General features: G+C 61.5%; 25 protein-coding genes. 16 read left to right on the forward strand and 9 right to left on the reverse strand.

Annotated elements, in window-relative coordinates:
- The first annotated feature begins 2 nt into the window (after positions 1–2).
- From GR198_RS07955 to GR198_RS07975, 5 genes are read left to right on the forward strand one after another with little or no spacing between them, the layout of a single operon-like run.
- Positions 3–1067 (forward strand): FecCD family ABC transporter permease, encoded by a 1065-nt coding sequence (locus GR198_RS07955; protein WP_029873068.1) that lies wholly within the window; start codon positions 3–5, stop codon positions 1065–1067.
- Positions 1064–1822 carry an ABC transporter ATP-binding protein gene (locus GR198_RS07960; protein WP_012757211.1) on the forward strand — a complete coding sequence of 253 codons (759 nt, stop codon included), beginning with the start codon at positions 1064–1066 and terminating at the stop codon, positions 1820–1822. The genes GR198_RS07955 and GR198_RS07960 overlap by 4 nt, the downstream gene beginning before the upstream one ends.
- A complete protein-coding gene (locus tag GR198_RS07965; protein ID WP_164068172.1) occupies positions 1819–2436 on the forward strand; it encodes a hypothetical protein in 618 nt (205 codons plus the stop codon). Before GR198_RS07960 ends, GR198_RS07965 begins: the two co-directional genes overlap by 4 nt.
- Positions 2433–3053 (forward strand): hypothetical protein, encoded by a 621-nt coding sequence (locus GR198_RS07970; RefSeq protein WP_164068174.1) that lies wholly within the window; start codon positions 2433–2435, stop codon positions 3051–3053. Before GR198_RS07965 ends, GR198_RS07970 begins: the two co-directional genes overlap by 4 nt.
- Positions 3050–3556: a hypothetical protein gene (locus GR198_RS07975; RefSeq protein ID WP_164068176.1), complete on the forward strand. Its 507-nt coding sequence runs from the start codon at positions 3050–3052 to the stop codon at positions 3554–3556. Before GR198_RS07970 ends, GR198_RS07975 begins: the two co-directional genes overlap by 4 nt.
- Before the next feature lie 40 nt (positions 3557–3596).
- Here the strand turns inward: GR198_RS07975 and GR198_RS07980 are convergent, their stop codons facing one another.
- Together GR198_RS07980 and GR198_RS07985 are read right to left on the reverse strand one after the other, a co-directional pair.
- Entirely contained in the window at positions 3597–3896 is a 300-nt protein-coding gene (locus tag GR198_RS07980) for a DUF6074 family protein (RefSeq protein ID WP_003538909.1), read from the reverse strand.
- A gap of 109 nt (positions 3897–4005) precedes the next feature.
- Positions 4006–5931: an adenine deaminase gene (locus tag GR198_RS07985; RefSeq protein ID WP_164068178.1), complete on the reverse strand. Its 1926-nt coding sequence runs from the start codon at positions 5929–5931 to the stop codon at positions 4006–4008.
- Positions 5932–6155: 224 nt separating this feature from the next.
- On the opposite strand from GR198_RS07985, the gene GR198_RS07990 reads away from it, so the two are divergent.
- The 6 genes from GR198_RS07990 (at position 6156) to GR198_RS08015 (ending at position 12798) form a co-directional block, all read left to right on the forward strand.
- Entirely contained in the window at positions 6156–7196 is a 1041-nt protein-coding gene (locus GR198_RS07990) for an ABC transporter substrate-binding protein (protein WP_029873061.1), read from the forward strand.
- A gap of 102 nt (positions 7197–7298) precedes the next feature.
- Positions 7299–8123 (forward strand): ABC transporter permease, encoded by an 825-nt coding sequence (locus GR198_RS07995; RefSeq protein ID WP_164068180.1) that lies wholly within the window; start codon positions 7299–7301, stop codon positions 8121–8123.
- Positions 8120–8911 carry an ABC transporter permease gene (locus tag GR198_RS08000; RefSeq protein ID WP_062944651.1) on the forward strand — a complete coding sequence of 264 codons (792 nt, stop codon included), beginning with the start codon at positions 8120–8122 and terminating at the stop codon, positions 8909–8911. Before GR198_RS07995 ends, GR198_RS08000 begins: the two co-directional genes overlap by 4 nt.
- A 7-nt stretch (positions 8912–8918) precedes the next feature.
- Positions 8919–9977 carry an ABC transporter ATP-binding protein gene (locus GR198_RS08005; protein ID WP_164068182.1) on the forward strand — a complete coding sequence of 353 codons (1059 nt, stop codon included), beginning with the start codon at positions 8919–8921 and terminating at the stop codon, positions 9975–9977.
- Between the two features lie 17 nt (positions 9978–9994).
- Positions 9995–11392 (forward strand): dipeptidase, encoded by a 1398-nt coding sequence (locus tag GR198_RS08010; protein ID WP_164068184.1) that lies wholly within the window; start codon positions 9995–9997, stop codon positions 11390–11392.
- Positions 11393–11532: 140 nt separating this feature from the next.
- Positions 11533–12798, forward strand: a complete 1266-nt coding sequence (locus GR198_RS08015) for a glycerate kinase type-2 family protein (RefSeq protein WP_164068187.1) — start codon at positions 11533–11535, stop codon at positions 12796–12798.
- A gap of 84 nt (positions 12799–12882) precedes the next feature.
- Here the strand turns inward: GR198_RS08015 and GR198_RS08020 are convergent, their stop codons facing one another.
- Positions 12883–13839 (reverse strand): NAD-dependent epimerase/dehydratase family protein, encoded by a 957-nt coding sequence (locus GR198_RS08020; RefSeq protein ID WP_204337033.1) that lies wholly within the window; start codon positions 13837–13839, stop codon positions 12883–12885.
- A gap of 91 nt (positions 13840–13930) precedes the next feature.
- Entirely contained in the window at positions 13931–14887 is a 957-nt protein-coding gene (locus tag GR198_RS08025; protein WP_164068190.1) for a lytic transglycosylase domain-containing protein, read from the reverse strand.
- Positions 14888–15108: 221 nt separating this feature from the next.
- On the opposite strand from GR198_RS08025, the gene GR198_RS08030 reads away from it, so the two are divergent.
- Together GR198_RS08030 and GR198_RS08035 are read left to right on the forward strand one after the other, a co-directional pair.
- Complete coding sequence (locus tag GR198_RS08030) at positions 15109–15831, forward strand: glutathione binding-like protein (RefSeq protein ID WP_164068192.1); 723 nt, start codon at positions 15109–15111, stop codon at positions 15829–15831.
- A 244-nt stretch (positions 15832–16075) separates the two neighbouring features.
- Positions 16076–16846: a gamma-glutamyl-gamma-aminobutyrate hydrolase family protein gene (locus tag GR198_RS08035; protein ID WP_017993734.1), complete on the forward strand. Its 771-nt coding sequence runs from the start codon at positions 16076–16078 to the stop codon at positions 16844–16846.
- A gap of 67 nt (positions 16847–16913) precedes the next feature.
- Here GR198_RS08035 and GR198_RS08040 read toward each other — a convergent pair whose 3' ends face one another.
- The 5 genes from GR198_RS08040 to GR198_RS08060 all read right to left on the reverse strand — a co-directional run bounded on the left by GR198_RS08040 (position 16914) and on the right by GR198_RS08060 (position 22759).
- Positions 16914–17573 (reverse strand): peroxiredoxin, encoded by a 660-nt coding sequence (locus GR198_RS08040; protein ID WP_003538881.1) that lies wholly within the window; start codon positions 17571–17573, stop codon positions 16914–16916.
- Between the two features lie 293 nt (positions 17574–17866).
- Positions 17867–18865, reverse strand: coding sequence for a TRAP transporter substrate-binding protein (locus GR198_RS08045; RefSeq protein WP_164068194.1), 999 nt, complete (start codon positions 18863–18865; stop codon positions 17867–17869).
- A gap of 13 nt (positions 18866–18878) precedes the next feature.
- Positions 18879–20711 (reverse strand): TRAP transporter large permease, encoded by a 1833-nt coding sequence (locus GR198_RS08050; protein WP_164068196.1) that lies wholly within the window; start codon positions 20709–20711, stop codon positions 18879–18881.
- A 24-nt stretch (positions 20712–20735) separates the two neighbouring features.
- Entirely contained in the window at positions 20736–21866 is a 1131-nt protein-coding gene (locus GR198_RS08055; protein ID WP_164068198.1) for an LLM class flavin-dependent oxidoreductase, read from the reverse strand.
- Positions 21867–21880: 14 nt separating this feature from the next.
- Positions 21881–22759, reverse strand: a complete 879-nt coding sequence (locus tag GR198_RS08060; RefSeq protein WP_164068200.1) for an ABC transporter substrate-binding protein — start codon at positions 22757–22759, stop codon at positions 21881–21883.
- 218 nt (positions 22760–22977) lie between these two features.
- Between GR198_RS08060 and GR198_RS08065 the strand changes: the two genes are divergently transcribed.
- The 3 genes from GR198_RS08065 (at position 22978) to GR198_RS08075 (ending at position 24702) form a co-directional block, all read left to right on the forward strand.
- A complete protein-coding gene (locus GR198_RS08065; RefSeq protein ID WP_164068201.1) occupies positions 22978–23343 on the forward strand; it encodes an ArsR/SmtB family transcription factor in 366 nt (121 codons plus the stop codon).
- Positions 23344–23350: 7 nt separating this feature from the next.
- Positions 23351–23980: a glutathione S-transferase family protein gene (locus GR198_RS08070; protein WP_164068203.1), complete on the forward strand. Its 630-nt coding sequence runs from the start codon at positions 23351–23353 to the stop codon at positions 23978–23980.
- A gap of 134 nt (positions 23981–24114) precedes the next feature.
- A complete protein-coding gene (locus GR198_RS08075) occupies positions 24115–24702 on the forward strand; it encodes an ANTAR domain-containing response regulator (protein ID WP_018241751.1) in 588 nt (195 codons plus the stop codon).
- Positions 24703–24709 lie beyond the last annotated feature (7 nt).

The raw sequence follows: 24709 nt of genomic DNA on the forward strand, positions 1-24709 counted from the left end.
TCATGGCGACGATAACGCAGGAGGAGACGGCGCCGGCTGCCCGCCGGATTCACCTCGCCAGGCAGACACTGGTCTTCACGTTGCTGCTGGCGCTGCTGGTGATCGCCTTCACCGTCAGCCTCTGCGTCGGACGGTTCTCCGTGCCGGCTGGACGCGCGCTCGAACTGATCTGGCAAGGGATCAGCGATCCCTCGCGGGAGCTTGCCGGGATCGACGAACGCATCGTGCTGCTGGTGCGTGCGCCGCGTGTCGTGCTTGCCGCACTCGCCGGCGCCGGGCTTGCGATCTCGGGCGCCGGCCTTCAGGGCGTGTTTCGAAATCCGCTGGTTTCGCCAGACATACTGGGCATTTCCCAGGGTGCCGCCTTCGGCGGCGCGCTGGCGATCATGCTCGGCATCTGGGGATTTCCGCTGATTGCCATGGTGTTCCTCTGCGGCATGGTGGCCGTCATCCTGGTGGGGCTGCTGTCGCGCATCAACGGCCGGTCGGAAACGGTCACCGTGATCCTGTCGGGGCTGGTCATCAGCTCGATGTTCTCGGCAGTGGTCTCGCTGCTGCAATTCATCGCCGATCCCAACACATCCCTTCCCGCCATCGTCTACTGGCTGATGGGATCCTTTGCGACGGCCACCTGGGAGCGCACGCTGGTGGCAGCACCCGGCCTCATCCTCGGAAGCTGCTTCCTGTGGATGCTCCGCTTCCGGCTCAACATCCTGTCGCTCGACGAAGCCGAAGCCCGCAGCCTCGGCGCCAATACGATACGCGAGAGATGGCTGGTCTTCTGCCTCATCGCCGTCATCGTCGGCAGCCAGGTCGCGGTTTCGGGCATCATCGGCTGGATCGGCATCGTCATTCCCCACGCCGCCCGTTTGCTGGTCGGCCATGATCACCGCGCGCTGTTGCCGGCAGCGGCCGTGCTCGGCGCAGGATTCATGGTCTGCATCGACACCCTCGCCCGCACCGCAACGGCCGCGGAAATCCCGCTCGGCGTCATCACCGCCCTTGTCGGCGCGCCGATCTTTGCGGCTCTCCTGCGCCATCACTATCGCGAAAGGACCGGATCATGATCGGATTGACGGATGCGGTCGTCAGGTTCGGGGCGCGCACCATCCTCGACCGCCTGAGTTTTTCGGTTCCTGTCGGGCGGTCGCTCGCCATTCTCGGCCCCAACGGCCGGGGCAAGACGACGACGCTGAAAGCCATGCTCGGCTTTCAGCGGCTGGACGCGGGCAGCCGTGTCGCGCCTGCCATCGTCGGCTACGTGCCGCAGACCGGAAGCAGCAACCAGCGCTATCGCGCCATCGACGTCGCCGTCATGGGGCGGGCAGCGCATCTCGGCCTGTTCGGGCAACCGGGACCTTCCGATTTCGAAATTGCCCATGCCGCGCTCGAACGCGCAGGGGCGGCCCGCTTTGCCGATCATTTCTTCGACCGGCTTTCCGGCGGCGAACGGCAGCTCGTGCTTCTGGCGCGAGCGCTCGCCACCGGCTCGGAGGCGATCGTCCTCGACGAGCCGGCGGCGGCACTCGACCTTCGCAACCAGGAGCGGCTGCTGAACCTGCTCAAAAGCCTGCGCGAACCGCGCGACAAGGCAATCGCCTTCACGACGCATGATCCGAACCATGCGCTTGCCGCCGCCGACGATGCGCTGCTGATGATGCCGGATGGTCAATCGCTGTTCGGTCCGGTCGCGGAGACGATCACGCCGGAACATCTCGAACGGCTTTACGGTGTCCCGATGCGGGTGGTCGAGCTTATCGGCCCGACAGGCGACGGGCATCAGGCGGTTTTGCCGGCCTTTGCAGGAATTCGCGCCGCATGAGCATCCTTCTGATCCAGTCGCATTATCAAGACCCTTTCGGCATGAGCCCGCCGGCTTTCGCCGAGGCAACCGCGCAGGGCAAGCTGATCACCGTACGCGAGATGGAACTGACCGAGGCGCATTTCGCCGCCGCAAGCGGCCTCATCACCACCACCCATCTCGATCAGGTCGGCTTCCTCAGATATGCGCCGGCGGTGGCGTCCTTCCTCGACCGAGGCGGCCGGTGGATCTTCAACGGCCACATGCTTCGGCCGATCCTGCCGGAACTCGGCGCCTATATCCCGATGCGGCAGCCGAAGAGAGCCGACTTCGTGCAGGTCAGGCAATTCGACCATCCCGTTTTTACCGGCATCGACCAGAGCATGCTGGAAACGAACCGCGGCGTCGCCGGTTTCTACGGCCGCGGACACAATCCGATGCCATCGGGCGCAGTTGCGATCAATACGTTGGGACCAGCTGCCATTCCCGTCGACTGGATCTGGGCGCGGCCGGCGGGCGGAGAACTATTGTCGCATGCCGGAAACGAGTTCTGGGGCTGCGGAGACGATCCCGACATCAAAAAGCAACTGGCCGGCCGTGTTATCGCCTGGCTGGCGGGGGAGCTGACCCGATGAGCGTGCTCGCGATCCATCCCGGCGCCGACTACCACATCGAGACGCTGGAAGCGCCGCGTTACCGGCATCATTTCGACAGGCTGGTGCGCCCGGAGGAGCTGCTCTCGGTCGAACTCCGCGAACACCAGGTACTGTTCATTCCCTGCCGGACGCCGGCGGACCGGATGGCGCCACATGCAGAGCAGCTGCGCGCCTATCTCGACCAGGGCGGCACGATCGTTGCGACCGGCGAGACGGCATGGGAAGCGTTTCTGCCAGCGATCCATTTCACGCCGCAACCGACAAACTGGTGGTGGTGGCTGACCGAGGGCGCCGATCTCGGCGTCAGGATCGCAGCACCCGGCCATTCACTGTTCGAACATCTCGGGCAGGACGATCTGACCTGGCACCTTCATGGCTGGTTCGCTCCACCAGAGGGCGTCGAGGTTCTGGCGGTGAACGAGGAAGGCAAGCCGATCCTATATGTAGACGAGGTCACGACGGCGGGGCGCATGGTGATCACCAGCCTCGACCCCTGCTTCCACCATGGATCGCATTTCATGCCGGCGACGACGCGCTTCCTGGATGGTTTCTTTCCCTGGATGCGCAAAGAACTGGACAAGGGAAAATCGGAATGAACGAAACGAAGATCGAAGTCCTCGAAGACGGCAAGCCGCTTGTCTACGGCTTCGCCGACATCATGCATTATCACGGCTATGGTTTTCCCGGTGGTGTCGCCCATGCCTTCAAGGTGATGGAGCGCGCCTTTCCGCTGCTCAGCACCGGCGGACCGCCGGAGCGCCGCGAAATCTCGATCCGCACGGCCTTTCGCGGTCCGGGCGGGCGCGACGCCTTCGAAATGGTGACACGCGCATTGACGGAAGGACGCTACAGCGTCGACCCCTCGCTCGATCGGCCGGAGCGCGGCGATATCCTCGCCCGCTACGTCTTCGAGCTCAGCTATCGCGGCCGCACCGTCACCCTGCAACTGTGCGACGGTCATGTCCGCGAGGAATTCATCATGCTTGGCCGCAAGCCCGACCGGACACCCCAGGAAGAGGAGCATCTCGCCTGGCTAAAGCAGGAGATGGCGGACCGCCTGCTGGCGTTGCCGCCGGAGGCGGTTTACGAAGAGGGATAGGACGACCACTCAGATTCGGCAGACCTCCCGAAGATCGCCGCTATCGGTTTTGAGACTTGGGCAGTGGTCCGTTTTGGTGGCTGAAGACCAGTTCGCTTTGGACATCTTGCTGAAACTGCAGCACCCGCTGACCGACATCGCTCTCCGGCATCCCTGCCGCCAGAAGCTGATCGGCAAGCCTGCGGCATTCGGCCTTCCAGAATTCTATTGCATCTGCGCCGTGCCGCCGGCCGAGTTCGCGCGCGCAGCGCTCGACATTGGCAGTGCCGGTTCCAGCGGGAAAGGCAATAATCTTGCCTTCATTGGCGCCGGCAGGCCGGCGGGTCATTTCAGTAGCCATCGAACACAGGTTCCTTTGATCCTGTTCGTTGTCTACGGGACTATGGTTAATGCTTTCTATTTGCTGCAGTAAGAAGATCAATCAGGTGGAAATTTAGCGGGCCGCAATGTCACCAGACAATCGGATGGGTTTTGCCGGTGAGCACGTTCACGAACCCCTCCGGCGCCAGCTCAGACGGCGCGACCAGCACCCAGTGCCAGGGCGAGCAAGTTAGCGTCGCAAACGACAGGCGTTCGGGAAATCCCGGCCACCATCGAGGCGAAAAAGTCGGCTCGTACATCCAGTCGATCCCGGCGCCGGCGGCATAAAGAGCCTGCATCTCCGCATCGAGCGCTTCGGCCGAACGCGCCGTCATCAGGCCGCCGACCTCGTAGCGGACGCGGGCGAGAATCTTGCCACCGGATACCAGCACCCAGCCACCCTGCAGCTCGTTCAGGGCATTGACTGATATCGCCATCGCCTCGTCGGACGAGCCGACCGTCCAGATATTGTGCTTGTCGTGCCCGAGCGTGGAGGCGAGCGCCGTCTCCGGCGTGCGCGGCCCGGTGCCCAGCCAGAACATCCTGGAGACCTTGGCCTCTCCGGAAAACCGGTCGACAATCGAGAATTTGGTGACATTGCGCGCGGGATCCCGCTGCACGGCGCCCTCTTCCACCGGCAATTCCATGGTGATGAAATCGTCGTGCCAGTGAAACGGCCGCAAAAGTGCTGCGTTGACCGTGGTCCGGTTCGGCGGCGCCTCGATGCGGAAATCGTCAGCCGTGACCGTCCTGTCTATTTTCACGGTCCGCGTCGCCCATTGCGGCCAATCGATTTCAGGACGCACGCCAATGAATGTCGCACCCTCGGACACAGGCCTCCCGTCGGCCCACACTTTTTCGATCGACAGGCTGGCGACGTCGCTAAGAAGAACGAAATCAGCGAAGCGGCCCGGCGCGATCGATCCGACCCACGGCGTCAGCCGCATATGGCGTGCCGGATTGAGGGTGACGCATTGAATGGCGATTTCCGGTGCAAGGCCGTTTTCGATGGCGAGCCGGACATTGTGGTCGGTCGCACCGATTTTCAGCGTGTCCGAGGCGCTGCGGTCGTCGGTCACCAGAGCGACCTGCGACCAGTCCGTCAGCCCCTTGTCGATCAGCCCGCGGATGACCTCCGGCAGGGAATGCGGCCTGAGCTCGATGAAAAGACCGTGGAGGAGCTTCTGCCAGATCTCATCGAGAAACCAGCCTTCGTGATCGGAGGCGAGACCTGCCGCGGCAAAGGCATTGATCGAGGCCATGTCGCGCAGTCCGGCACCGTGGCCCTCGACCACGCCGCGCTGCTCGAAGGTCGCGCCGATCATGCCCCACAGCCGATCGTAGGAAGGATTGCCGGGATCGGATATGGACGGCCAGTCCATGACCTCGTCGAGCCCGGCGACCATCAGGCTTTCGGAAAGGAAAGCCTTCTGTTCGTCGTAGCCGAACCAGCCGCCACCCCACTCATAGGCGGTCGGCGGAACGGCGGAGCCAGGCAGGGGAAAGATTTTCATCGGCGATCCGCGCCGGCGCGCTTCCAGCCAGAATTCCAGATTGCGGGCGCCGTTGACGTTGGAAAATTCGTGGCTCGCCTCGCATGTCCAGGTCACGCCATGCGGCATCACCAAAGCCGCCTCCCATTCCGGCGTCAGATGGGAGCTTTCGATATGTTTGTGCGCCTCGCCGAAGCCCGGCACGGCCGCAAGATCGGGCTCCGAGAACCGCTCGCTCACTTCGCCTTCGTAACTGCCGGCGGGGCCGACATAGGCGATGCGGCGGCCCTTGATGACGATCTCCTGATCGTCAAGCCACGTCCTCGAATGGACATCGAGCAACCTGCCCACGCGCAACAACCTGTCGGCGGGCCGGCGTCCGAGCGCCGTCAGCACGAGATCCTGCCGTGTCAGAACCTCGTCGGACGCGTTGATCAGCAGATCATCAGGAAGAACAGTGCGCGAAGTGGCCATGAATGGAATGCCCGTGAGAAGCTGGAACCGCCGGACCGTAGAGACCATGCCCGGATGTGTAAAGCGCTGATGAACCACACGTTTTGTGAGCGATGACCAGACGCCATCAACTGGGAGTTAGCTGATGGTCCGGTCCCGGAAAATTCTCCGCACAAGATCGTATTTGCCCAATTATTGAGCTTGCGGCCCGATCGATCAAAAAATAGTATCCCTCAAATCGTGGGGGTATGATCCCGATTGCCAACGCCGCTTTTCACAGAAGGACATTGCTCATGAAGGCCAGACGTTTTGCCCAAATCCTGTCTCTTGCGCTGCTTGCCGCCGTCGGCAACACCGCCGCGGCCCATGCGCAATCGAAGACGCTGACCATCTCCTGGTGGGGCTATAACGGCGAGAAGATGAATGCGAACATCATCACGCCCTTCAAGAAGATCTGCGGCTGCGAGATCGTGTTCGAAACCGGCAACAATGCCGACCGGCTCAACAAGCTGAAATTGCGCGATGGCAAGGGCGTCGATGTCATCTATCTCACCGACAGTTTCTCGCAGCTCGGCATCGAACAGGGACTGTTCCAGGAGATCGATGCGTCGAAGATCCCGAACCTTGCGGATATCTACGAACTGGGCAAGGCGCCTCAGGGCAAATACGGCCCGGCCTATACGATCGGACGCGTCGGCATCGTCTATGACTCCGCCAAGGTCAATCCACCGATCACCGCCTGGGGCGACCTGTGGCGCGACGATCTGAAGAGCTCCGTCTCCCTGCCCGGCATCACCACCACGGCCGGCCCACTGGTCGTTCTGGAAGCCGGCAAGCATGGTGGCGCCGATGCCTATGAAGACACCGACAAGGCCTTCTCGGAAATCGAGGCGCTGAAGCCCAATGTCGTCAAGAACTACAACACCGGCTCGGAGCTGGTGAACCTGATATCAACAGGCGAAGTGCGCGTTGCGCTGGCCCAGGACTTTACCCTGGCATCGATGCAGGCGGCCGTTCCGACGATGACATGGGCCAAGCTCAAGGACGGCGATATCGCCACGCTGAACACCGTGAACATCCCGAAGGGTTCGGAAAATGTCGAACTCGCGCATCAGTTCATCAACTTCATCCTGTCCAAAGAAGTCCAGCAGGCTGAAGCCGAACAAGGCGTCGATGCGCCGATCTCGACGAAGGTTAGCCTGACGCCGGACCAGGCGAAGATCTGGACCTATGGCCCGGATATGGTGGCAGGCCTCACCCGCATCGACTATGCCAAGATGAATGCTGCCAAGGCCGACTGGATCGACCGCTGGAACGAAGTCTTCGGTCAGTAAGTTGCCCGATATCCCGGCCGATTCGCCGCCAGACATTGAAGCGCCGCACATCCGGACCCAGGTGCGGCGCTCTGAATATTCGGACATGCCACGAGTTTTGAGATGAAGCATTTTGCCAGATGGGGATTGACGATGCCGGCGACGATTGCCGTCGTTGTGCTTCTCATCATTCCCGTCGCCATCACCATTGCGGCGACGTTTGCAGAGCCGAAGGGCATATTTGCGCCCTATGTGACATTCTTCAGCAGCGGCTTTCGACGGGCGGTTCTTTATCGGACGCTGGAGGTCGCCCTTGTCACGACGGCGATTTCACTCACAGTGGGTTTCATCACGGCCTATGTGATCGCGCAGATGCCCGGTCGCGCAAAGAGCATCATGATCGTCGCGGCGGTTTTTCCGCTGCTGACGGGTGTCGTCGTCCGATCCTTCGCATGGCTGATCATTCTCGGGAAGAACGGCATCCTGAACGCCATACTGATCTCGACCGGCATTATCGGGGAGCCGCTTTCGATGCTCTATACCGAAGGCTCGGTGATCGTCGCCATGGTCTATCTCTTCGTTCCCCTGATGATCCTGACGCTGGTCGGCGTGCTTGAAGGCATCCCGCGCGATCTGATCGATGCCTCCGCCTCGCTCGGCGCGAGACCGCTGATGACATTCTTTCAGGTGATCCTGCCGCTTGCGACGCCCGGCCTCATCGTCGGCGCGGTCCTGGTCTTCACCGGCAGCTTCACCTCCTATGCGACACCGCAACTGCTCGGCGGAGAAAAGCAGATGATGATGGGGACCTTCCTCTACCAGCGCGCCATGGTGACTTTCGATTGGGTCGGTGCATCGACGATCGCCGCCATCATGGTGGTGCTGACGCTCGGTGTGGTCCTGATCATGAGCCGCATCGCGCGCCGGCTCAATCCGATGGCGGTGTGATGGACAGGCGCATTCACCCGATCCTCGCCGCCTTTGCGGCCTGCGTTTTCTTCTTCCTGCTCGCACCGCTGGTCATCATCATCGGTGCCGCCGTCAGCGACACGACCTATCTGACCTTCCCGCCGCAGGGCCTGACATTGCGGTGGTTCGTCAATATTTTCGAAATCGAGGCCTTCCGCACGACCGCGATCACCAGCCTGCAGGTCGCCTTTCTCGGCACGGCACTCTCCCTGCTGATCGGCGTCCCGGCGGCCTATGCGATCAACCGCTATCGGGTGGAATTGCCGCGCTGGCTTTCCACCATCTTCGTGCTGCCGATCCTGGTGCCGGAGATCGTCTTCGGATTTTCGCTGATGAAATCCGTCACGATCGGCCTCGGGCTGCCGATCTTCATCAGCCTGCTGGTCGGCCATGCGCTGCTGATCCTGCCCTATTCGGTGCGTGTCGTCGGCGCCAGCCTGGCGGCCTTCGATTTTTCCGTCGAAGAGGCGGCGATCAGCCTCGGCTGCCCGCCATTGAAGACCTTCCTGACCGTGGTCCTGCCGAATATCCGCGCCGGGGTCATTGCCGCCTTCATCCTCGCCTTCATCACTTCGATCAACGACGTGTCGGTTTCGGTCTTCCTGACCGGGCCGGGCATCTCGACGCTGCCGATCCAGATCCTTGCGCATATGGAGCAGTTTTTCGATCCGACGATCGCATCGGTATCGGTGCTGCTGATGTTCGTGACAGTCGGCGTCATGGCCGTCGTCGAGGCCACGCTCGGCCTCACCTTCCTGACAAAGTAGAACGCTCTTGACCGTATCCCTTACCATCGATTCCATCTCCGCCCATTACGGCAGCACGCAAGTGCTCAAGGATCTGTCGATCTCAATCATGGCCGGGGAACTGGTCTCCCTGCTCGGCTCCAGCGGCTGCGGAAAGACGACGACATTGCGCCTCGTGGCCGGTTTTCTGCAGCCGAGCAGTGGCAGCATCAAGCTCGGCGAGCGCGACCTGACCGGACTTCCCGCGCATGCGCGCGACATCGGCCTGGTCTTTCAGAACTATGCGCTTTTTCCTCATCTGAGCGTCCAGGACAATGTCGCCTTCGGCCTGAGGCAGCGTCGTATTCCCCAGCCGGAACGGGCGAAAAGAACGATGGCGATGCTAGACCGCGTCGGTCTCTCGGCCTTCGCCGACCGTCTGCCGTCGGCCCTGTCAGGCGGCCAGAAACAGCGTGTGGCGCTCGCCCGGGCGCTGGTCATCGAGCCGCCGCTTCTGATGTTCGACGAGCCGCTTTCCAATCTGGATGCAAAGCTCAGAATCGACATGCGCGTCGAAATCAGGCAGCTCCAGCGCGCCAATGGCACGACGTCGCTTTACGTCACCCATGACCAAGAGGAGGCATTCTCGATCTCCGACAGGGTGGCGATCATGAATGCCGGGCGCATCATGCAGCTCGACGCGCCGGAGGTGCTGTATCGCCGGCCAGCCAACGCCTTCGTCGCCCGTTTTGTGGGCTTCGAGAACCTGATCCGTATGAAGGTGGCTGAGCGCAACGGCGCGCTTGTGGTGGCCGAAACGACGGGTGGAGCACGGCTGCAGCTGTCGCAGGACACATTCGGGCCGATCAAGGACGACTTCGTGCTGGCCTGCCGCGCAGACGGTCTTGCCGTCAGCCGTGACGGTGATGGCATCGCCGCCGTGCTCGGCACGCGCACCTATCTCGGCCGGGCCTATCAGTACAAATGCACGACCGCAGCGGGAGAGATCACCGCCAATGGGCCGCTTTCCGATCCGCTGGAAACAGAGGCTTCCGCCGTGCTGATACCTGTGGCCGAGCAATGCTGCATTCTAGACCCGGAAGATTGAGCCGCTGAGGAGAGACGATGACTAGTGCCATGGACCAAGATATCGATGCCGTTCTTGCCCATGTGGACAAAAGCCTCGATGGCAGCCTGGCGCGGCTTTTCGAGCTGATCCGCATTCCGAGCGTCTCGACCGACCCGGCCTATCGTGATCACTGCCGCACTGCCGCCGAATGGCTGAGCCGGGATCTGGCTGCCATCGGCTTCGAAGCATCGGTACGCAAAACGACCGGCCATCCAATGGTCGTCGCTCATGAGAAGGCGGCATCCGGACCGTATCTGCTGTTTTACGGCCATTACGATGTCCAGCCGGTCGATCCGCTGGCGCTGTGGACGAGCGATCCGTTCGAGCCGCGCATGGAAGCCTTGCCGAACGGCGATACTGCGATCGTCGCGCGCGGCGCGTCCGACGACAAGGGACAATTGATGACCTTCGTCGAAGCCTGCCGCGCCTGGAAGAGCGTCACCGGGAAACTGCCGGTGCAGGTGAGCGTGCTGTTCGAAGGCGAGGAAGAGGCCGGCAGCCCGAGCCTCGCACCCTTTCTGGATGCCACGGCAGACGAATTGAAGGCCGATGCGGTTTTCGTCTGCGACACGGATATGTGGGATCGCGAAACGCCTGCCGTGACGACGATGCTGCGCGGGATCTTCAGCACTGAGATCGAGATCACCTGCGCCGATCAAGATCTGCATTCCGGCATGTTCGGCAATGCCGCGCGTAATCCGCTGCAGGTGCTGTCAGACGTGGTTTCGAGCCTGCGGCGAGCCGATGGCGGCGTCGCGGTCGAGGGATTCTATGATGGCGTGAAAGAGCTCCCCGACGCCATCAAGGCGCTGTGGAAAAGACTGCCCTTCGACGAGGAGGCCTTTCTCGGCGATATTGGCCTCAGAGATCCGGCCGGCGAGGCAGGCCGTTCCGTCCTCGAACAGATCTGGGCGCGGCCGAGCTGCGAGATCAACGGCATGAGCGGCGGCTATACGGGCGAAGGCTTCAAGACGGTCATTCCGGCGAAGGCAAGCGCCAAGATTTCGTTTCGCCTGGTGGAAGGACAAGATCCCCAGGCTATCCGCGATGCCTTCCAGCGGCACGTGCGCGCACGTATCCCCAGGGATTGTTCGGTCAGCTTCAGGGATTACGGGCTTTCGCCGGCAACGGTCATGCCGATCGACAGTCCGTTTCTCACCAGAACGCTTCAGGCGCTTTCGACCGAATGGCAATGCGAAGCGGCCCTTGCCGGCACTGGAGGCTCGATCCCGATCATCGGCGAATTCAAACGCCGGCTCGGATGCGACGCCCTCCTGGTCGGCTTCGCCCGCTTCGACAACCGCGTCCACAGCCCGAACGAAAAATATGATCTCTCCAGCTTTCATAAAGGCATACGATCCTGGGTCCGCATCCTGGCGGCCCTCGCCGACTGACGCGAGTGTACCGCGCCGCGCGCGGCTTTTCGAGAGCTACAAAAGACGCTGTAACACTTTGAACTGCTGCATTATGCAGTAGGCTATGGTGCAGCAAGCGCCCCACATCACCATCGACACCGAGGCAGCAGAGACCACCGATGACGATAACCGCTCCCCGCGATTTCCTGAAAGGCCTGTTCGACGCGGCGGTTCGCGCCGCCGATCCGCTGACCGGCATCAAGGCGCATCTGCCTGAAAGGCCGAAGGGCAGGACCGTGGTGATCGGCGCCGGCAAGGGCGCGGCGCAGATGGCGCGGGCGCTCGAAAGCGTCTGGGACGGACCGCTCGAAGGTGTGGTGGTCACCCGTTACGGCTATGGCTGCGAGACACGCGGCATCGAGATCCTCGAGGCAGCGCATCCGGTGCCCGATGCCGCTGGGCTTGCCGCCGCAAAACGGCTGATGGAGACGGTGAACGGGCTGACGGAAGACGATCTGGTGATCGCGCTGATCTGCGGCGGCGGCTCGGCGCTGCTGCCCGCCCCACCGGACGGGCTGACCCTTGAAGACGAGATCGCGCTCAACGAAATGCTGCTTGCCTCGGGCGCGCCGATCTCGGCGATGAATGTCGTGCGCAAGCATCTCTCCACGATCAAGGGCGGCAGACTTGCGGCAACGACCGAAGCGAGGGTCGTCAGCCTGATCGTCTCCGACATTCCCGGCGACAACCCGGCCCATGTCGCTTCCGGGCCGACGGTCCCCGATGGTTCGACACGGCACGATGCGCTCGAGATCATCAGGCAATACGGATTGCAGTTGCCGCAGGCCGCACTCGACCATCTGAACTCGCCGAAGGCCGATGCACCACGGCCGGACGATCCAGTCTTCTCACGGCACGCGCACCACATTATTGCCTCCGCCGGCGTCTCGCTGGAGGCGGCCGCCGCCCTGGCGAAGTCGCAGGGGATCGAGCCGGCCATTCTTTCGGATGCGATCGAGGGAGAATCGCGCGACGTGGCGCTGGTGCATGCAGCGATCGCCCGCGAGGTGGTGGGCCGGAACAGGCCGTTTTCCAAACCGGTCGTCATCCTTTCCGGCGGCGAGACGACGGTGACACTGAGAACCAAGGGTGGCAAGGGCGGACGCAACGGCGAATTCGCGCTCGCCATGGCGCTTGCGATCGACGGACAGGAGGGCATTCATATCCTCGCCGCCGACACGGACGGGATCGACGGCTCGGAGGATAATGCCGGCGCCTTTGCCGATGGCGAGACGGCAAGGCGCCTTCGCGCCACCGGGCTCGATCCGCGCCGGCTGCTCGACAGCAATGACAGCTATTCGGGCTTTGCCGCCACCGGCGATCTCTTCGAAACCGGTCCGACCGGAACCAATGTCAATGATTTCAGGGCTATCCTGATCCGTTAGAGCAATTTCAGGAAAAGGGCTAAGCGGTTTTCCGTCCGGAATTGCGTAAAACAAAAGCAGCCGGCCGCCGGCGGCGCTGGGGGATCAGGTCTCGATCCGCCCCTGCCCGACCAGCCAACCCACGGATTCCTGCACCGCCTGCAGGGAGGTGTATCTCGGGGTGTAACCGAGCAGGCGTTTGGCTTTGGCGATCGAGCAATTCGGGCTGCGGGCGATATGCTCCCAGGTCGCCTTCGCATCCTCAGCCGTCTGACTTTCGGCCCAGGCGTCGAATGGGGCGAAGGTGAGTTTCGGCTCGTGTCCGAACCATCGCGACATGGCTTCCGCATAACCGCGAAGGGTCAGCGCCTGCTCCGAGACCGCGTGAAAACTTTCACCGGTCGACGCATTCCAGTTGGCGATCGCATCCATGAACATTGCCGCGACATCATCGGCATGGACGTGATGAACGGTTTCCATGCCGAAATTCGGCAGCGCCAGGGTCTCTCCGCGGGCAAGGGTTGAAAAGACCTGCAGGTTGAAATTGCCGGCCGGATTGAGCGGCGTCCAGCCGGGACCGACAATGTGCCCGGGATGGATGATGGTTGCCGGAAATCCGCGAAGCCTTGCCTGCTGCAGCAGATAGGTTTCGATTGCCGCTTTCTGCGTCCCATAGTCGCCGAAGGGAAATTTCGGCGTCTCCTCCAGCGTCGGTACGACCGTCGAATGGCCATGCGTCCAGATCGTGCCGGTATGCAGGAAGTGACCGACATGCCCCGACAGGGCCGTCACCAGATGCTCGGCACTTTCCAGCGTGAAGCAGATCATGTCGATGACGATGTCGGCTTTCAATGCACGTACGGCTGGGCCGAAATCACCCGTCCGCTCCATGGCTGCCCGATCCATCTGACGCTGATCGACGGCAGCCCAGGCGTGGTTTGCCGTATAGGGCTTTGCCGTGCCGCGGCTGATCGTGACGACGTCGTGACCGGCTTCCACCAGACGGGGAACGAGATAGGTTCCGACATGGCCCGTTGCTCCGATTACCAAAACCCGCATCATCGTTCCTCCCTTGGCATTTCCGTGTTGAATATGCTGCGCTTAGGTGATCCTGCAAGCAGACTTTCGTGATCAAGGGGCTGGACCAGGCCCGCTATCGATTCTTGAAAACAAGACAGGTGCCGCCGTGTTTGCGGACCTGGTTGCAGAGGTCGTTGGCTTCCATGCGCGTCTGCCGGCCGATGCGGGCAGCATAACGCGGCCGAAAACCAAAGCTGCGATCGCGCTGGCGCAAGATCAGCGGCTGCTCCGCATTCAGGGGCGCGGGCAGATCCTGCACGGCATCGAGAAACATGCGCCTGACTACCGCGACATTCGCATTCGCCGCAAGCTGGACGCCCCAGGGCGCCCATTCACCCTCCTGACGCCAGGGCGCGTCCTTCAACGTCCGTCTCTCTGCAAGCGCCACGCAGCCATCGAGGAAGGACTTGTCCTTGTCGAGCGGGGCGGCCGCATCTTCCGGTGGGTTATCCTTCCATTCCTCGACCGTATGGGCGGTAATCGCCATGACGTAGCCGCGCGTCTCGTAAGGTAATCTCCCTGACGTTAGGTAAGAGGAAAGTCCGTTTTCGCCGGCATTATAGGCGGCGGCGGCAAGGCCGAGATTGCCGAAACGATTGCGCAATTCGTCGAGATACTGCGCCGATTTCCGCAGGGCTTCCAACACCTGGTAGCTGTCTTCAAGACCGCGCAGTTTCGCCGTTCCGGGCATGAATTGCGCAATCCCCTGGGCTCCCTTGAAGCTGACGGCATCGGGGCGAAAGGTGCTTTCCCGCCAGATGAGACGGGCGAAATAATCCGGCGGCAATTGATTGGCGGTGGCGAAATGCTCGATCGCGACGCAAAGGTCGCGGTTGAAACTATCTTTCCGGATGCAGAGCGTCTCACCCGATCCCAACGCCGAAGGCCCGGAATACAAGCAGGCCGGAGGCCCGGCACTTCCTTCCGGCTGGGCCTTTATCGTGTCCGCTTGGGAAAACAGAAGACCGAGCGAAAGCATGGCCTTCACCGATCTCCTCCCCATGTCGGACTGACGTTTCCGGCCTATCATCGGATCTCAGCAGGTTCGAACTTCCATGTCGACGCTCGATTCTAGATACCATCGATAGAGGCGCGACGCTTCCCCATTTCCATATTTGCAACCGAATTGGCGCCAGGAACGCTCACAGGTTTTTAATTTCGCCATCGATTTTGGAACAAACATATTCGGCCTGCCATGGTCGCAGCGCTATTCTGCTCATCAGGAATGCCTAAGCCAACGAGGATAAGCAGATGATTGATCTCCACTACTGGCCGACGCCGAACGGCAAGAAGGTTTCGATCTTCCTGGAGGAGACGGTCACACCCTATCGGCTGGTGCCGGTCAATATCGGCCGGGGCGACCAGTTCAAACCCGATTATCTCAGACTCAACCCCAATCATCGCATGCCTGCCATCGTCGATCACGCGCCTGCCGATGGCGGCGGTCCGTTGAGCGTCTTCGAATCCGGCGCCATCCTCTTCTACCTCGCCGAGAAGACCGGGAAATTCTGGCCGCAGGATCTGCGCGGCAAATACGAGGTCACGCAATGGGTGATCTGGCAGATGGCGAACCAGGGGCCGAAGCTCGGCGAGGCCGGTCATTTCCGCCGCCTCGCCGATCGCGAAGGCGACCAGTCCTATGCGGTGCGGCGCTTCACCGACGAAGCCAACCGCCTCTACGGCGTTCTCAACATGCGGCTTCGTGACCGGCGCTATCTGGCCGGTGACGAATTCACCATCGCCGACATCGTCAGCTATCCCTGGACCGTCAACTGGCAGGCACAGGGTCAGGACATCAACGAGTTCAAGCATTTCAAGCGATGGTTCGAGGAGGTCGGCGCAAGGCCCGGCGTCCAGCGTGGCCTTGCGGTCGGCGCCGATCTTAGCACCGACAACAGCAAGCTCTCCGAAGAGGAACAGGCGCGCATCCGCAAGATTCTCTACAACCAGCGCGCCCTTCCCGTTCCGGATTGAGTGCCGGCTCGGCCAAGGAAATTCGCTTCTCCGAGCTTCGCCTTGTTCAGTCTTTTAACGGACCTGCCTTGGCGGTCGCAAAAGCTCTTGCACCTGCATCGCGACCGAGGATAACCATATAGTGACAACCGAGCCGGCAGTCAGCCCGAGGCCGGTTCCGGTTTCGCGGCGTTGCAAATCACCTGCCCAAGGAGCCAGGCGGCTTGGGTAGCGGCTGGCGTTGCGACTTGGGGTGTGACAAGCAATGGCAAGACCTGTAATCGGCATCATCGGGAACGCCCGCATCATCGAAAGCCGATTCTCGACCCAGCTTGTCGGAGAATACAATTTGCGGGCTGTGGCCGATGTCGCGGAAGCGCTGCCGCTGATGTTTGCCGGCAATCCTAAACTGGCCGATATCGCAGATCTGCTGGCTGTCGTCGACGGCATTCTGCTGACGGGTGCCAGAGCCAATGTCCATCCCAGCCGATTCAACATGGTGCCGGATCCCAAGCATGAGCCTTATGATGAGGATCGTGACGGGCTGGCGCTACCACTGATCGAAGCCTGTGTTGCGCAAGGCGTTCCTATTTTCGGCATATGCCGCGGTTTTCAGGAAATGAATGTCGCCGCCGGGGGCTCGCTGCATCCCGAAATCCGGGAGTTGCCCGGACGCATGAATCACCGAATGCCGCGCCTTGAGACCGGCGAGATTCATCCCGACCCCACCATCGTTTTCGGTGATCGTCACGATGTTCGACTTATAGAGGACGGGATGTTTGCGCGCATCCTCGGCCGGGAGACGATCCGGGTGAACTCCCTGCATGGACAGGGCATCCTCGAACTTGGTGAAAGGGTCGTTGCCGAAGGCATTGCCGAGGACGGGACGATCGAGGCGATACGGTTCAAGGACGCGTCGGGATTTGCTCTGGGTGTGCAATGGCATGCCGAATACGATCCGCAAACCAACCCTGTTAATCGTGCGCTGTTTCAGGCATTCGGCGATGCCGTGAGAGCTCATAAAGCCATCGCTTAGTCTGATCAGTAAAAAGCCGCCGCGAAGTGCTTTCGCGGCGGCTTGGGGAATGGCTTGAAAGCAGCGATCAGGCCGTCGGCTGCTTGGTCTTCCTGAGATAGGGCAGAACCGTATCGAAGGAGCCGAAACGCGTGATTGCGTCTTCGTTGGAAACCGCGGCGGTGATGATGACGTCTTCGCCCTGGTTCCAGTTCGCCGGTGTCGCCACCTGGTGCTTGGCCGTCAGTTGGATTGAATCGATGGCACGCAGGATCTCATTGAAATTGCGGCCCGTCGTCATCGGATAGGTCAGGATCAGCTTGATCTTCTTATCGGGACCGATGATGAAGACCGAACGCACGGTGGCGTTGTCGGCAGGCGTGCGGCCTTCCGAGCTCTCGCCGGCGCCGGCCGGCAGCATGTCGTAGAGCTTGGCGACTTTGAGGTCCTTGTCACCGATCAAGGGATATTCGACGTCGAAGCCGGTGGCGGTTTTGATGTCGTTCTTCCACTTGGCATGGCTTTCCACCGGATCGACGGAGATGCCGATGACCTTGGCGCCACGCTTGGAAAATTCTCCGGCAAGGCCAGCCATGGCGCCGAGTTCCGTCGTGCAAACAGGCGTGAAATTCTTCGGATGCGAGAACAGGACGGCCCAGCCGCTGCCGATCCACTCATGGAAGCTGATCGGTCCCTGGGTGGTATCGGCGGTAAAATCGGGGGCAATATCGTTGATGCGTAAGCTCATGGTCGGCCCTCCAAAGCCTTGTGTTCAATGTTGTTTATCTCAAATCGAGGCCATGGGATCCGTCCGCCGGAAGCGGTCGCGAGATTGCGGTCAACAGGATCGCACCGGCCGAAGGTAAAAACTTCCCATCCCAGGATTTTAAGTAAGTCATATACCACGATCGCCGAAGGCATGCTCTTTCGATTTCCGGCCTGCTCCGGCATTATTTTTCCGGCAAGTGCGTGCGATGAAGAGACCGACGGTTTTCCATCGGTCCCCGTTCAAAGCTGCAGGAGAACCGCCCTGCCCCTCGCTCAGGCGGCCTGGACCGATTTGATCCTGTCGATGCCGCCGACAACAGGCGCGAAATCGTCCCACACACCCTGGGCGCCCTTCTGCCATTCGTCAAAGGCTTCCGGCTTCAAGAGCTTTCCGCCGTTGGCAAGCGCCGTCTCGACGGATTTGGATTCGTCGTCGACGATCAGTTGGTTGAAATAGGCAGCCCCTTCGCTGGAAGCCTGCTGGAACACCGCCTTCTGCTCGTCGTTGAGGCCGCCCCAGAAGGTCGAGGCATAATAGATGACGCCGGATGCCCAGATGTGGCCGGTCTCGGTCATATCGGGCACGACCTCATAGAGCTTGAAGCCGGCATAGGCCGACTTGGTCAGATCCATCGCGTCGGCGACGCCGGTTGCGAGCGCATTATAGGTCTCGGTGATCGGAATGCCGATCGGCGTCGTGCCGAATGCGCTCCAGAGCTTGGTGTGCAGCGGGCTCTGGATGACACGGATGCGCTTGCCCTTGAGCTGCTCGGGCCGCGTCACCGGTTCTTTGGTCAGGAGATGGCGGGCGCCGTAATTGATGAAATCGCCGACGACGAAATTCTGCGCCTGCAGTTTCTGCTTGAGATCGGCGCCGACATCGCCGGCGACGGTCCTGCGAACATGGTCGGCATCGCGGAAGAGGAAGGGCAGATCGAGGATCTGCAGTTCCGGCGCCCAGCCGGAGAGCGACGAGACCGTCGAGAGGCTGGCCTGGATGGAGCCGAGGCGCACGCCTTCGGCCACTTCCTTCTCGCCGCCGAGCGCGCCGTTCCTGACGATATTGAACTTGAACTGGCCGGGGAGTTTCGCTTCGACCAGTTCGCCGATCTTCACCCAGATCTTCGTTTCCGGCTTGTCGTCACCGAGCAGCGAGGCGATCGTGATCGTCGTCGTGCGGGCGGCGGCCGTGCGGACGAAGGCGGGCGCTGCAAGCGCCGTTCCAGCGAGAGCTGCGGTCTTCAGGAAATTACGTCGGTTGAAATTGTCCATGGGGTTGTCCTGTTTACGAGAAGATGATGGCCCAGGCGCAGAGGATTGCGAGCGAGACCAGGAGAGCGAGCAGATAGGGAACGACCGCCCGAAAGAGCTCTGAGGCGGGAATGCGCGTGACGCCGCTGACGACGAAGATCAGCATGCCGAGCGGCGGTGTCAGTCCGTGGATCATCAGGTTGACGACGATGATCACCCCGAACTGAATGGGATCGATGCCGGCGGCGACCGCTGCCGGCAGCAGGATGGGGCCGAAGAGCAGGATCGCGGCGCCGATATCGAGAACGAGGCCGATCACCAGCAGGATGACGTTCGACAGCAGGATGACCGCAAGCGCACTGCCGCCGAGCACTGTCGTCAGGTGCGAGATCAGTCCCGACACGTCATCGACCGCCAGCAAAAAGGCAAAGGGGCCGGCCGTGCCGATGAGAAGGCCGATCGCCGCCGCTTCGACTGCTGCTTGGCGGAAGGCGGCATAGAACGAGAGAATGCCGAGGCGCGCACCGATGCCGAGCAGCAACGTGTAGAAAGCAGCAAGAGCGGCGGCTTCCGTGGTCGTGACGATGCCGATGCGGATGCCGACGACGACGATGACGCCGAGCCCGAAAGCTGGGATCGCCTGGACCGCCGATTGCCAGCGCTGTCTCGCGTTTGAGCGCGGCAAGGGCACTTGCTCACGTACGGTCAGATGGATGGCGACCGCCAGGCATATGGCCATCAGGCCGCCGGCAAAGAAGCCGCCGACGAGCAGCGAGCCGACGGAAAGATTGGTGGCGGTCGCAAGGATGAGAAATGCGATCGACGGCGGGATGACATTGTCGAGAACCGATGTCGAGGCGATGATTGCCGCCGCCTGCGCCGGAGGGTAGCCGTGTTTGACCAGCTCGGGCTGGAAGGTCGAGGCGCCGAAGGCGGCATTTGCGACGGACGAGCCGGAGGCGCCGGAAAAGAGGACGCTGGTCAACAGCGTCGTCTGCGCCAGCCCGGCCCTACGATGACCGACCATGGCGGCGGCAAAGCGCACGAGCTGGTTGGCGACTCCGGAGGCCGTCAGCAGGCCGCCGGCGAGCAGGAAGAAGGGAATGGCGAGCAGCAGGAATTTCGATATGCCGGTGACGGTCGCGGAAACGATCGCCGGCTCGGGCAGGCTGCTGCCGAAGGCGATGACGACATAGGCTGCGGCAAGAAAGGCATGCGGCAGCGGCGCAGCAAGCACGAGACCGACCGCGGCGATCAGTCCGAGGAAGATGCTCGGCGGCCAGTCGAGATCGAGCGAGACATGCGGGATGCCGGCATAGAGCGCGACACCGACGGCAAGCGAGAGCAAAACCGGCAGGATCTTGCCTTCGGCGATGCGCTGCAGAAGCAGCACGACGAGGATCAGAGCGCCACCGGCGCCGAGAAAGCCGAAGCGGATCCATTCCGGCACGCCGAGCGTCGGCGACACGCCGCCAAGCATCGTCATGATCTCGCTGCCGCCGAAGCTCAGGATCAGCGCCGAAAGCACGGTGAACACATCGGCGCCGATCGGCGTGACCTTCTGCAGGCTTTCCGGCAGCATCTTGACGAAGACGTCGAGACGCATGGCAAGCGCGCTGTTGAGGCTGAGCGGCGCGCCGAGCGCGATCAGACCCACATGCAGCCAGATGCCGAGATCCTCGGCACCGATGAAGCCGGCGCTAAAGAAGTAGCGCAGGCAGACGGTGACGAGCACCATGGAGAGCAGCACGGCGAGAACGAGTGCCGCGGCAATGCCGAGAACCGCTTCGATCGCCCGCAGCAGGCGCGCTGCCACCCCGCTGTCCGGAGCGGCCTGTTCGATCGGATGAAATTCACTGGTGGCCACAAAACTTACCTTCTGGCGAGAGGATCAGACGCTCTTGACGGTCGTAAGATCGCGATCGAAGAGCGTCGACCAGGTGTAGTTCCGCGCCTTCGAGACTTCCCTGCTGACATCGAGCCGCGGCAGCACCTTTTCGCCGAAACGATAGGCTTCCTCAAGCAGCGGCATGCCAGAAAGAATAAAAGTATCGACGCCCGCCTTCTGATAGGCTTCGAGCGTGCGCAGAACCGTATCCGGCGAACCGACGATCGCCGTACCCGGGCCGGGCCTGACCAGGCCAATGCCGGCCCAGAGGTTCGGCGCGACTTCGAGATCGCGCAGGTTTTCCGGCTTGAGGCCGCCATGCAGTGCGGTCATGCGCTGTTGGCCAACGGAATCGCTTCTTGAGACGAAGCGCTGATTGGCGGTGATCGCCGCATCATCCATACGGTCATAGAGATCGGCCGCCGCCTCCCAGGCCTTTTCGTCGGTGTCGCGAACGATGACATAGAGGCGGATGCCATATTCCAGTTCACGGCCGTAGTGGGCGGCTCGCGCCTTTACGGCTTCGACCTTCTCGCCGATCTGGGCGGGCGTCTCGCCCCAGGAGAGATAGGTGTCCACATGTTTTGCCGCGACTTCAAGCGCCTTATCCGAGGAGCCGCCGAACCAGAGCGGCGGTGGTGCGATGCTCTCGCTGACCGGCAAGGCGAGCTTGGCGCCATCCGTCGAGAAATACTTGCCCTGATAGGTGACACTCTCACCGGAAAAGAGCCGGTGCCAGAGCTGAAGATATTCGTCCGCCATGTCATAGCGCTCGTCATGCGGTAGCATCATGCCATAGGCGCCGAGCATCTTGGCGTCGCCGGAAACGACATTGATCAGCAGCCGGCCGCGGGCGAATTCCTGAAAGGTCGCAGCCATCTTGGCAAGCAATGTCGGCGCAACAAGGCCGGGATGGATGGCGACGAGAAAGCGCAGCCGCTCGGTGTGCGCAAGCAGCGCACTCGCCAGCACCCAGACATCATGGGCGCCGGTCGCAAACAGCGCCCCGGTATAACCCAGATGGTCGTAGGCCTGGGCAAGCTGCTTGTAGTAGCCGTAATCGACCTGGCGAGAGCCTTCCGGCTGCCAGGGATAAGCGCCGTCGGGCGCGCACATGTACCAGAAAACGTTCATCTCCCGATTCCTTGTTATTTCGTCATTTCCGGGCGTTTCAGCACGATGGGCTTGTCGAAATGACCGTGGCGCAGCAGCGTGTCGGCCTCTTCCTGCTGTTCGGCAATGATCTCGTCGTCGATCGGAAACACCGTGAAGTCGCGCGAGCGCACCACCTTTTCCCAGGCATCGATATCCGTTCCCCCGCGGTCGCCAGATCCGCTGCGGTCGCCAGATCCGCCGCGGTCGCCAGATGCAAGAAGTCTGGCGGCGGAGCGCGGATCGGCGGCGATCTCGGTGCCGATCCGGCTGAGTTCGGAGACGATCGCCCGGATCTCCGCCGCCGAAAGGCCGTTCCGCTGCAGTGTCCAGAACAGCGAACGGTTGGGAATGGCCGCGCCGCAGCGGACGATCGGCCTGACGTCATCGCGCTCCAGCGCCTTTTCGAGACGTGGCGACATGGCAACCCAGGCATCGACGCGCCCTTCGAGCAGATCGGCGAGCGCATCGCGCGCCCCGCTTTCGACCCGCTCGACATCGGGCAGGCTCATCCCCTCACCTTCGAGGCTGCGGGCCAGCAAATAGGTGTGAAAGGAACCGTCGATCAGCGAGATCCGGCGGCCCTTCAACTCGGCGACGGAGCCGATCGGACTGTCGCTTCTGACGAAGATGGCGCCGTTCGCCGGGCGCGGCGCGGAGGCAGCGATATATTCAACGCCGAGGCCGCGCATATCAGCCTCGATCGGCGGCGTCGAACCAGTGCCACCGAGATTGATGTCGCCACTTTCCAGCAGGGCCGCGGTATCGCGGCCTTCGGCATAGGAGACGAAAACGGGCTGCAGCTCGGCGAAGGCGCCAGGCCAGAGCCGCGCGAGGCGAAGATGCAGGTTATTGGGATGAACGCCAATTCTCATATTGCTTCGACCGTCGTCATGGTTGCTGCAATCAATTTACTTTTTTATAAATTGATTGCGAGGAAGCGATTGTCGTCAGCAGCAGAAAATCGGCTTTGAAATCCCATAAATCGATAGGCAATGAAATCTTTTACCAGATCGAGTGAACTGAGCGAGCCGGAGTTGAAAAATCAGCGCAGTCACTTTACTTTTTTATAGAACCTTCAAGGACGACACCGTTGACGAAGCCCGTTTCCTCAAGAGTCTGCCGCGATGTCGGCGCAGCAAGCGAATTGCTGAAGCTGATCGCCAACGCCAACCGCCTGGCGATCGTCTGCTATCTGATAGAGACGGAAGCTTCGGTCTCGGCGATGGAGGATGAGCTCGGTATCCGCCAGCCGACGCTTTCCCAGCAATTGAGCGAGCTTCGCGAGGCCGGCGTGATCGAAGGACGCCGCGATGGCAAGGCGATTGTCTATCGCGTCATCGATCCTCGTGTCAAAACGATCGTACAAACTCTGCGGGACATGTTCTCTGGCCTCGACGATGTCACCGGGCGCTTCGGAATGACGAAGCTGCCGGTCGACGAAATGATGTTCGATTGAACCTGGGATGATCGACCTCTATACCTGGATCACGCCGAACGGGCTCAAAGTATCCATCGCGCTCGAGGAGTTCGGCCTCTCCTACCGCCCCCACACGATCGATATTACCAAGGGAGATCAATTCCAGCAGGACTATCTCGCCATCAATCCGGGTGGCAAGATTCCTGTTATCGTCGATCACGAGACCGGCATCACGCTTGCCGAATCCGGCGCCATCCTGCTCTACCTCGCCGAAAAGACTGGCCGCTTCCTGCCCCGGCAGGGTGCAGCCCGGCATCACACGATCGAATGGCTGATGTGGCAGATGGGCGGCTTCGGGCCGACGCTCGGCAACGCCCATTATTTCCTGACCTACAATGCAGGCCAAGCGCCCTTCGCAGAGGATCTCTTTCGCAGGGACACTCGCCGCCTCTATGAAACGCTGAACGCGCGGCTCGCAGGCCGCGACTATCTCGTCGACGATTATTCCATCGCCGACATGGCGGTCTGGCCCTGGGTTTCCCGTTTTCAGCGCCACGAGATCGACCTGAGTGCATTCCCGAACGTCAAACGATGGTATCTCAGGCTTGCGGCGCGGCCACAGGTCAAGCGCGGCTATGACGTTCCCCATTTCACATCCGAAATACCGCAGCCCTGAAGACCTTGCCGACGCGGTATATTGATCCCGCCTGAAATTTCGGCAATTTGATTATATTTTGCGCACGCCTATTTTTGCACATTTTTCAGGCGGACGCCTTGCTAAATTTGCTGCACTGCGTCATGAATATAGCAATGACGCATCTCGATCTGACAATTCTGGTGATCGACGAAAATGCCATTCGCGCCTCCATCATCGAAGAAGGCCTGCGCGAGGCAGGGCATGTGCGCGTCACCGTCGTGCATGAGGTCAACGGCATCGCGCGAATCATCGAAACGCTGATGCCCGATGTGATCATCATCGATATCGAAAATCCCAATCGCGACATGATGGAGCATCTGTTCCAGCTGACGCGCACCGTCAGTCGCCCGATCGCCATGTTCGTCGATCGCTCCGACACGGCCTCGATCGAGGCAGCTGTCGATGCCGGCGTCTCGGCCTATATCGTCGACGGATTGAAGAAGGAACGCGTCAAACCGATCCTCGACATGGCCGTCAGCCGCTTCAATGCCTTCAACCGGCTACGGCGGGAGCTTGCCGATGCCCGCTCCGCGCTGGAGGAGCGCAAGCTGGTCGAGCGCGCCAAGGGCATATTGATGAAGATGCGCGGCCTCTCCGAGGAAGAGGCTTTCGCCCTGCTGCGCCAGACGGCGATGAACGAAAAGAAGAAGATGTCGGAAATTGCCCAGAGCGTCGTCACTGCCGCGGGGCTGTTGATGTAATGGCCGA

Source organism: Rhizobium leguminosarum (assembly GCF_010668065.1).
Taxonomy (GTDB): domain Bacteria; phylum Pseudomonadota; class Alphaproteobacteria; order Rhizobiales; family Rhizobiaceae; genus Rhizobium; species Rhizobium leguminosarum_S.

Bases quoted from the DNA above. Each gene is read 5' to 3' on its own strand.
- GR198_RS08055 (WP_164068198.1), bottom strand. From the start codon at position 21,866: ATGAACGTTTTCTGGTACATGTGCGCGCCCGACGGCGCTTATCCCTGG.
- GR198_RS07955 (WP_029873068.1), top strand. From the start codon at position 3: ATGGCGACGATAACGCAGGAGGAGACGGCGCCGGCTGCCCGCCGGATT.
- GR198_RS07980 (WP_003538909.1), bottom strand. From the start codon at position 3,896: ATGGCTACTGAAATGACCCGCCGGCCTGCCGGCGCCAATGAAGGCAAG.
- GR198_RS08070 (WP_164068203.1), top strand. From the start codon at position 23,351: ATGATCGACCTCTATACCTGGATCACGCCGAACGGGCTCAAAGTATCC.
- GR198_RS08060 (WP_164068200.1), bottom strand. From the start codon at position 22,759: ATGAGAATTGGCGTTCATCCCAATAACCTGCATCTTCGCCTCGCGCGG.
- GR198_RS07960 (WP_012757211.1), top strand. From the start codon at position 1,064: ATGATCGGATTGACGGATGCGGTCGTCAGGTTCGGGGCGCGCACCATC.
- GR198_RS08010 (WP_164068184.1), top strand. From the start codon at position 9,995: ATGACTAGTGCCATGGACCAAGATATCGATGCCGTTCTTGCCCATGTG.
- GR198_RS08035 (WP_017993734.1), top strand. From the start codon at position 16,076: ATGGCAAGACCTGTAATCGGCATCATCGGGAACGCCCGCATCATCGAA.
- GR198_RS08045 (WP_164068194.1), bottom strand. From the start codon at position 18,865: ATGGACAATTTCAACCGACGTAATTTCCTGAAGACCGCAGCTCTCGCT.
- GR198_RS07990 (WP_029873061.1), top strand. From the start codon at position 6,156: ATGAAGGCCAGACGTTTTGCCCAAATCCTGTCTCTTGCGCTGCTTGCC.
- GR198_RS08040 (WP_003538881.1), bottom strand. From the start codon at position 17,573: ATGAGCTTACGCATCAACGATATTGCCCCCGATTTTACCGCCGATACC.
- GR198_RS08025 (WP_164068190.1), bottom strand. From the start codon at position 14,887: ATGATAGGCCGGAAACGTCAGTCCGACATGGGGAGGAGATCGGTGAAG.
- GR198_RS07970 (WP_164068174.1), top strand. From the start codon at position 2,433: ATGAGCGTGCTCGCGATCCATCCCGGCGCCGACTACCACATCGAGACG.
- GR198_RS08075 (WP_018241751.1), top strand. From the start codon at position 24,115: ATGACGCATCTCGATCTGACAATTCTGGTGATCGACGAAAATGCCATT.
- GR198_RS07985 (WP_164068178.1), bottom strand. From the start codon at position 5,931: ATGGTCTCTACGGTCCGGCGGTTCCAGCTTCTCACGGGCATTCCATTC.
- GR198_RS08020 (WP_204337033.1), bottom strand. From the start codon at position 13,839: ATGATGCGGGTTTTGGTAATCGGAGCAACGGGCCATGTCGGAACCTAT.
- GR198_RS07995 (WP_164068180.1), top strand. From the start codon at position 7,299: ATGAAGCATTTTGCCAGATGGGGATTGACGATGCCGGCGACGATTGCC.
- GR198_RS08030 (WP_164068192.1), top strand. From the start codon at position 15,109: ATGATTGATCTCCACTACTGGCCGACGCCGAACGGCAAGAAGGTTTCG.
- GR198_RS07975 (WP_164068176.1), top strand. From the start codon at position 3,050: ATGAACGAAACGAAGATCGAAGTCCTCGAAGACGGCAAGCCGCTTGTC.
- GR198_RS07965 (WP_164068172.1), top strand. From the start codon at position 1,819: ATGAGCATCCTTCTGATCCAGTCGCATTATCAAGACCCTTTCGGCATG.
- GR198_RS08015 (WP_164068187.1), top strand. From the start codon at position 11,533: ATGACGATAACCGCTCCCCGCGATTTCCTGAAAGGCCTGTTCGACGCG.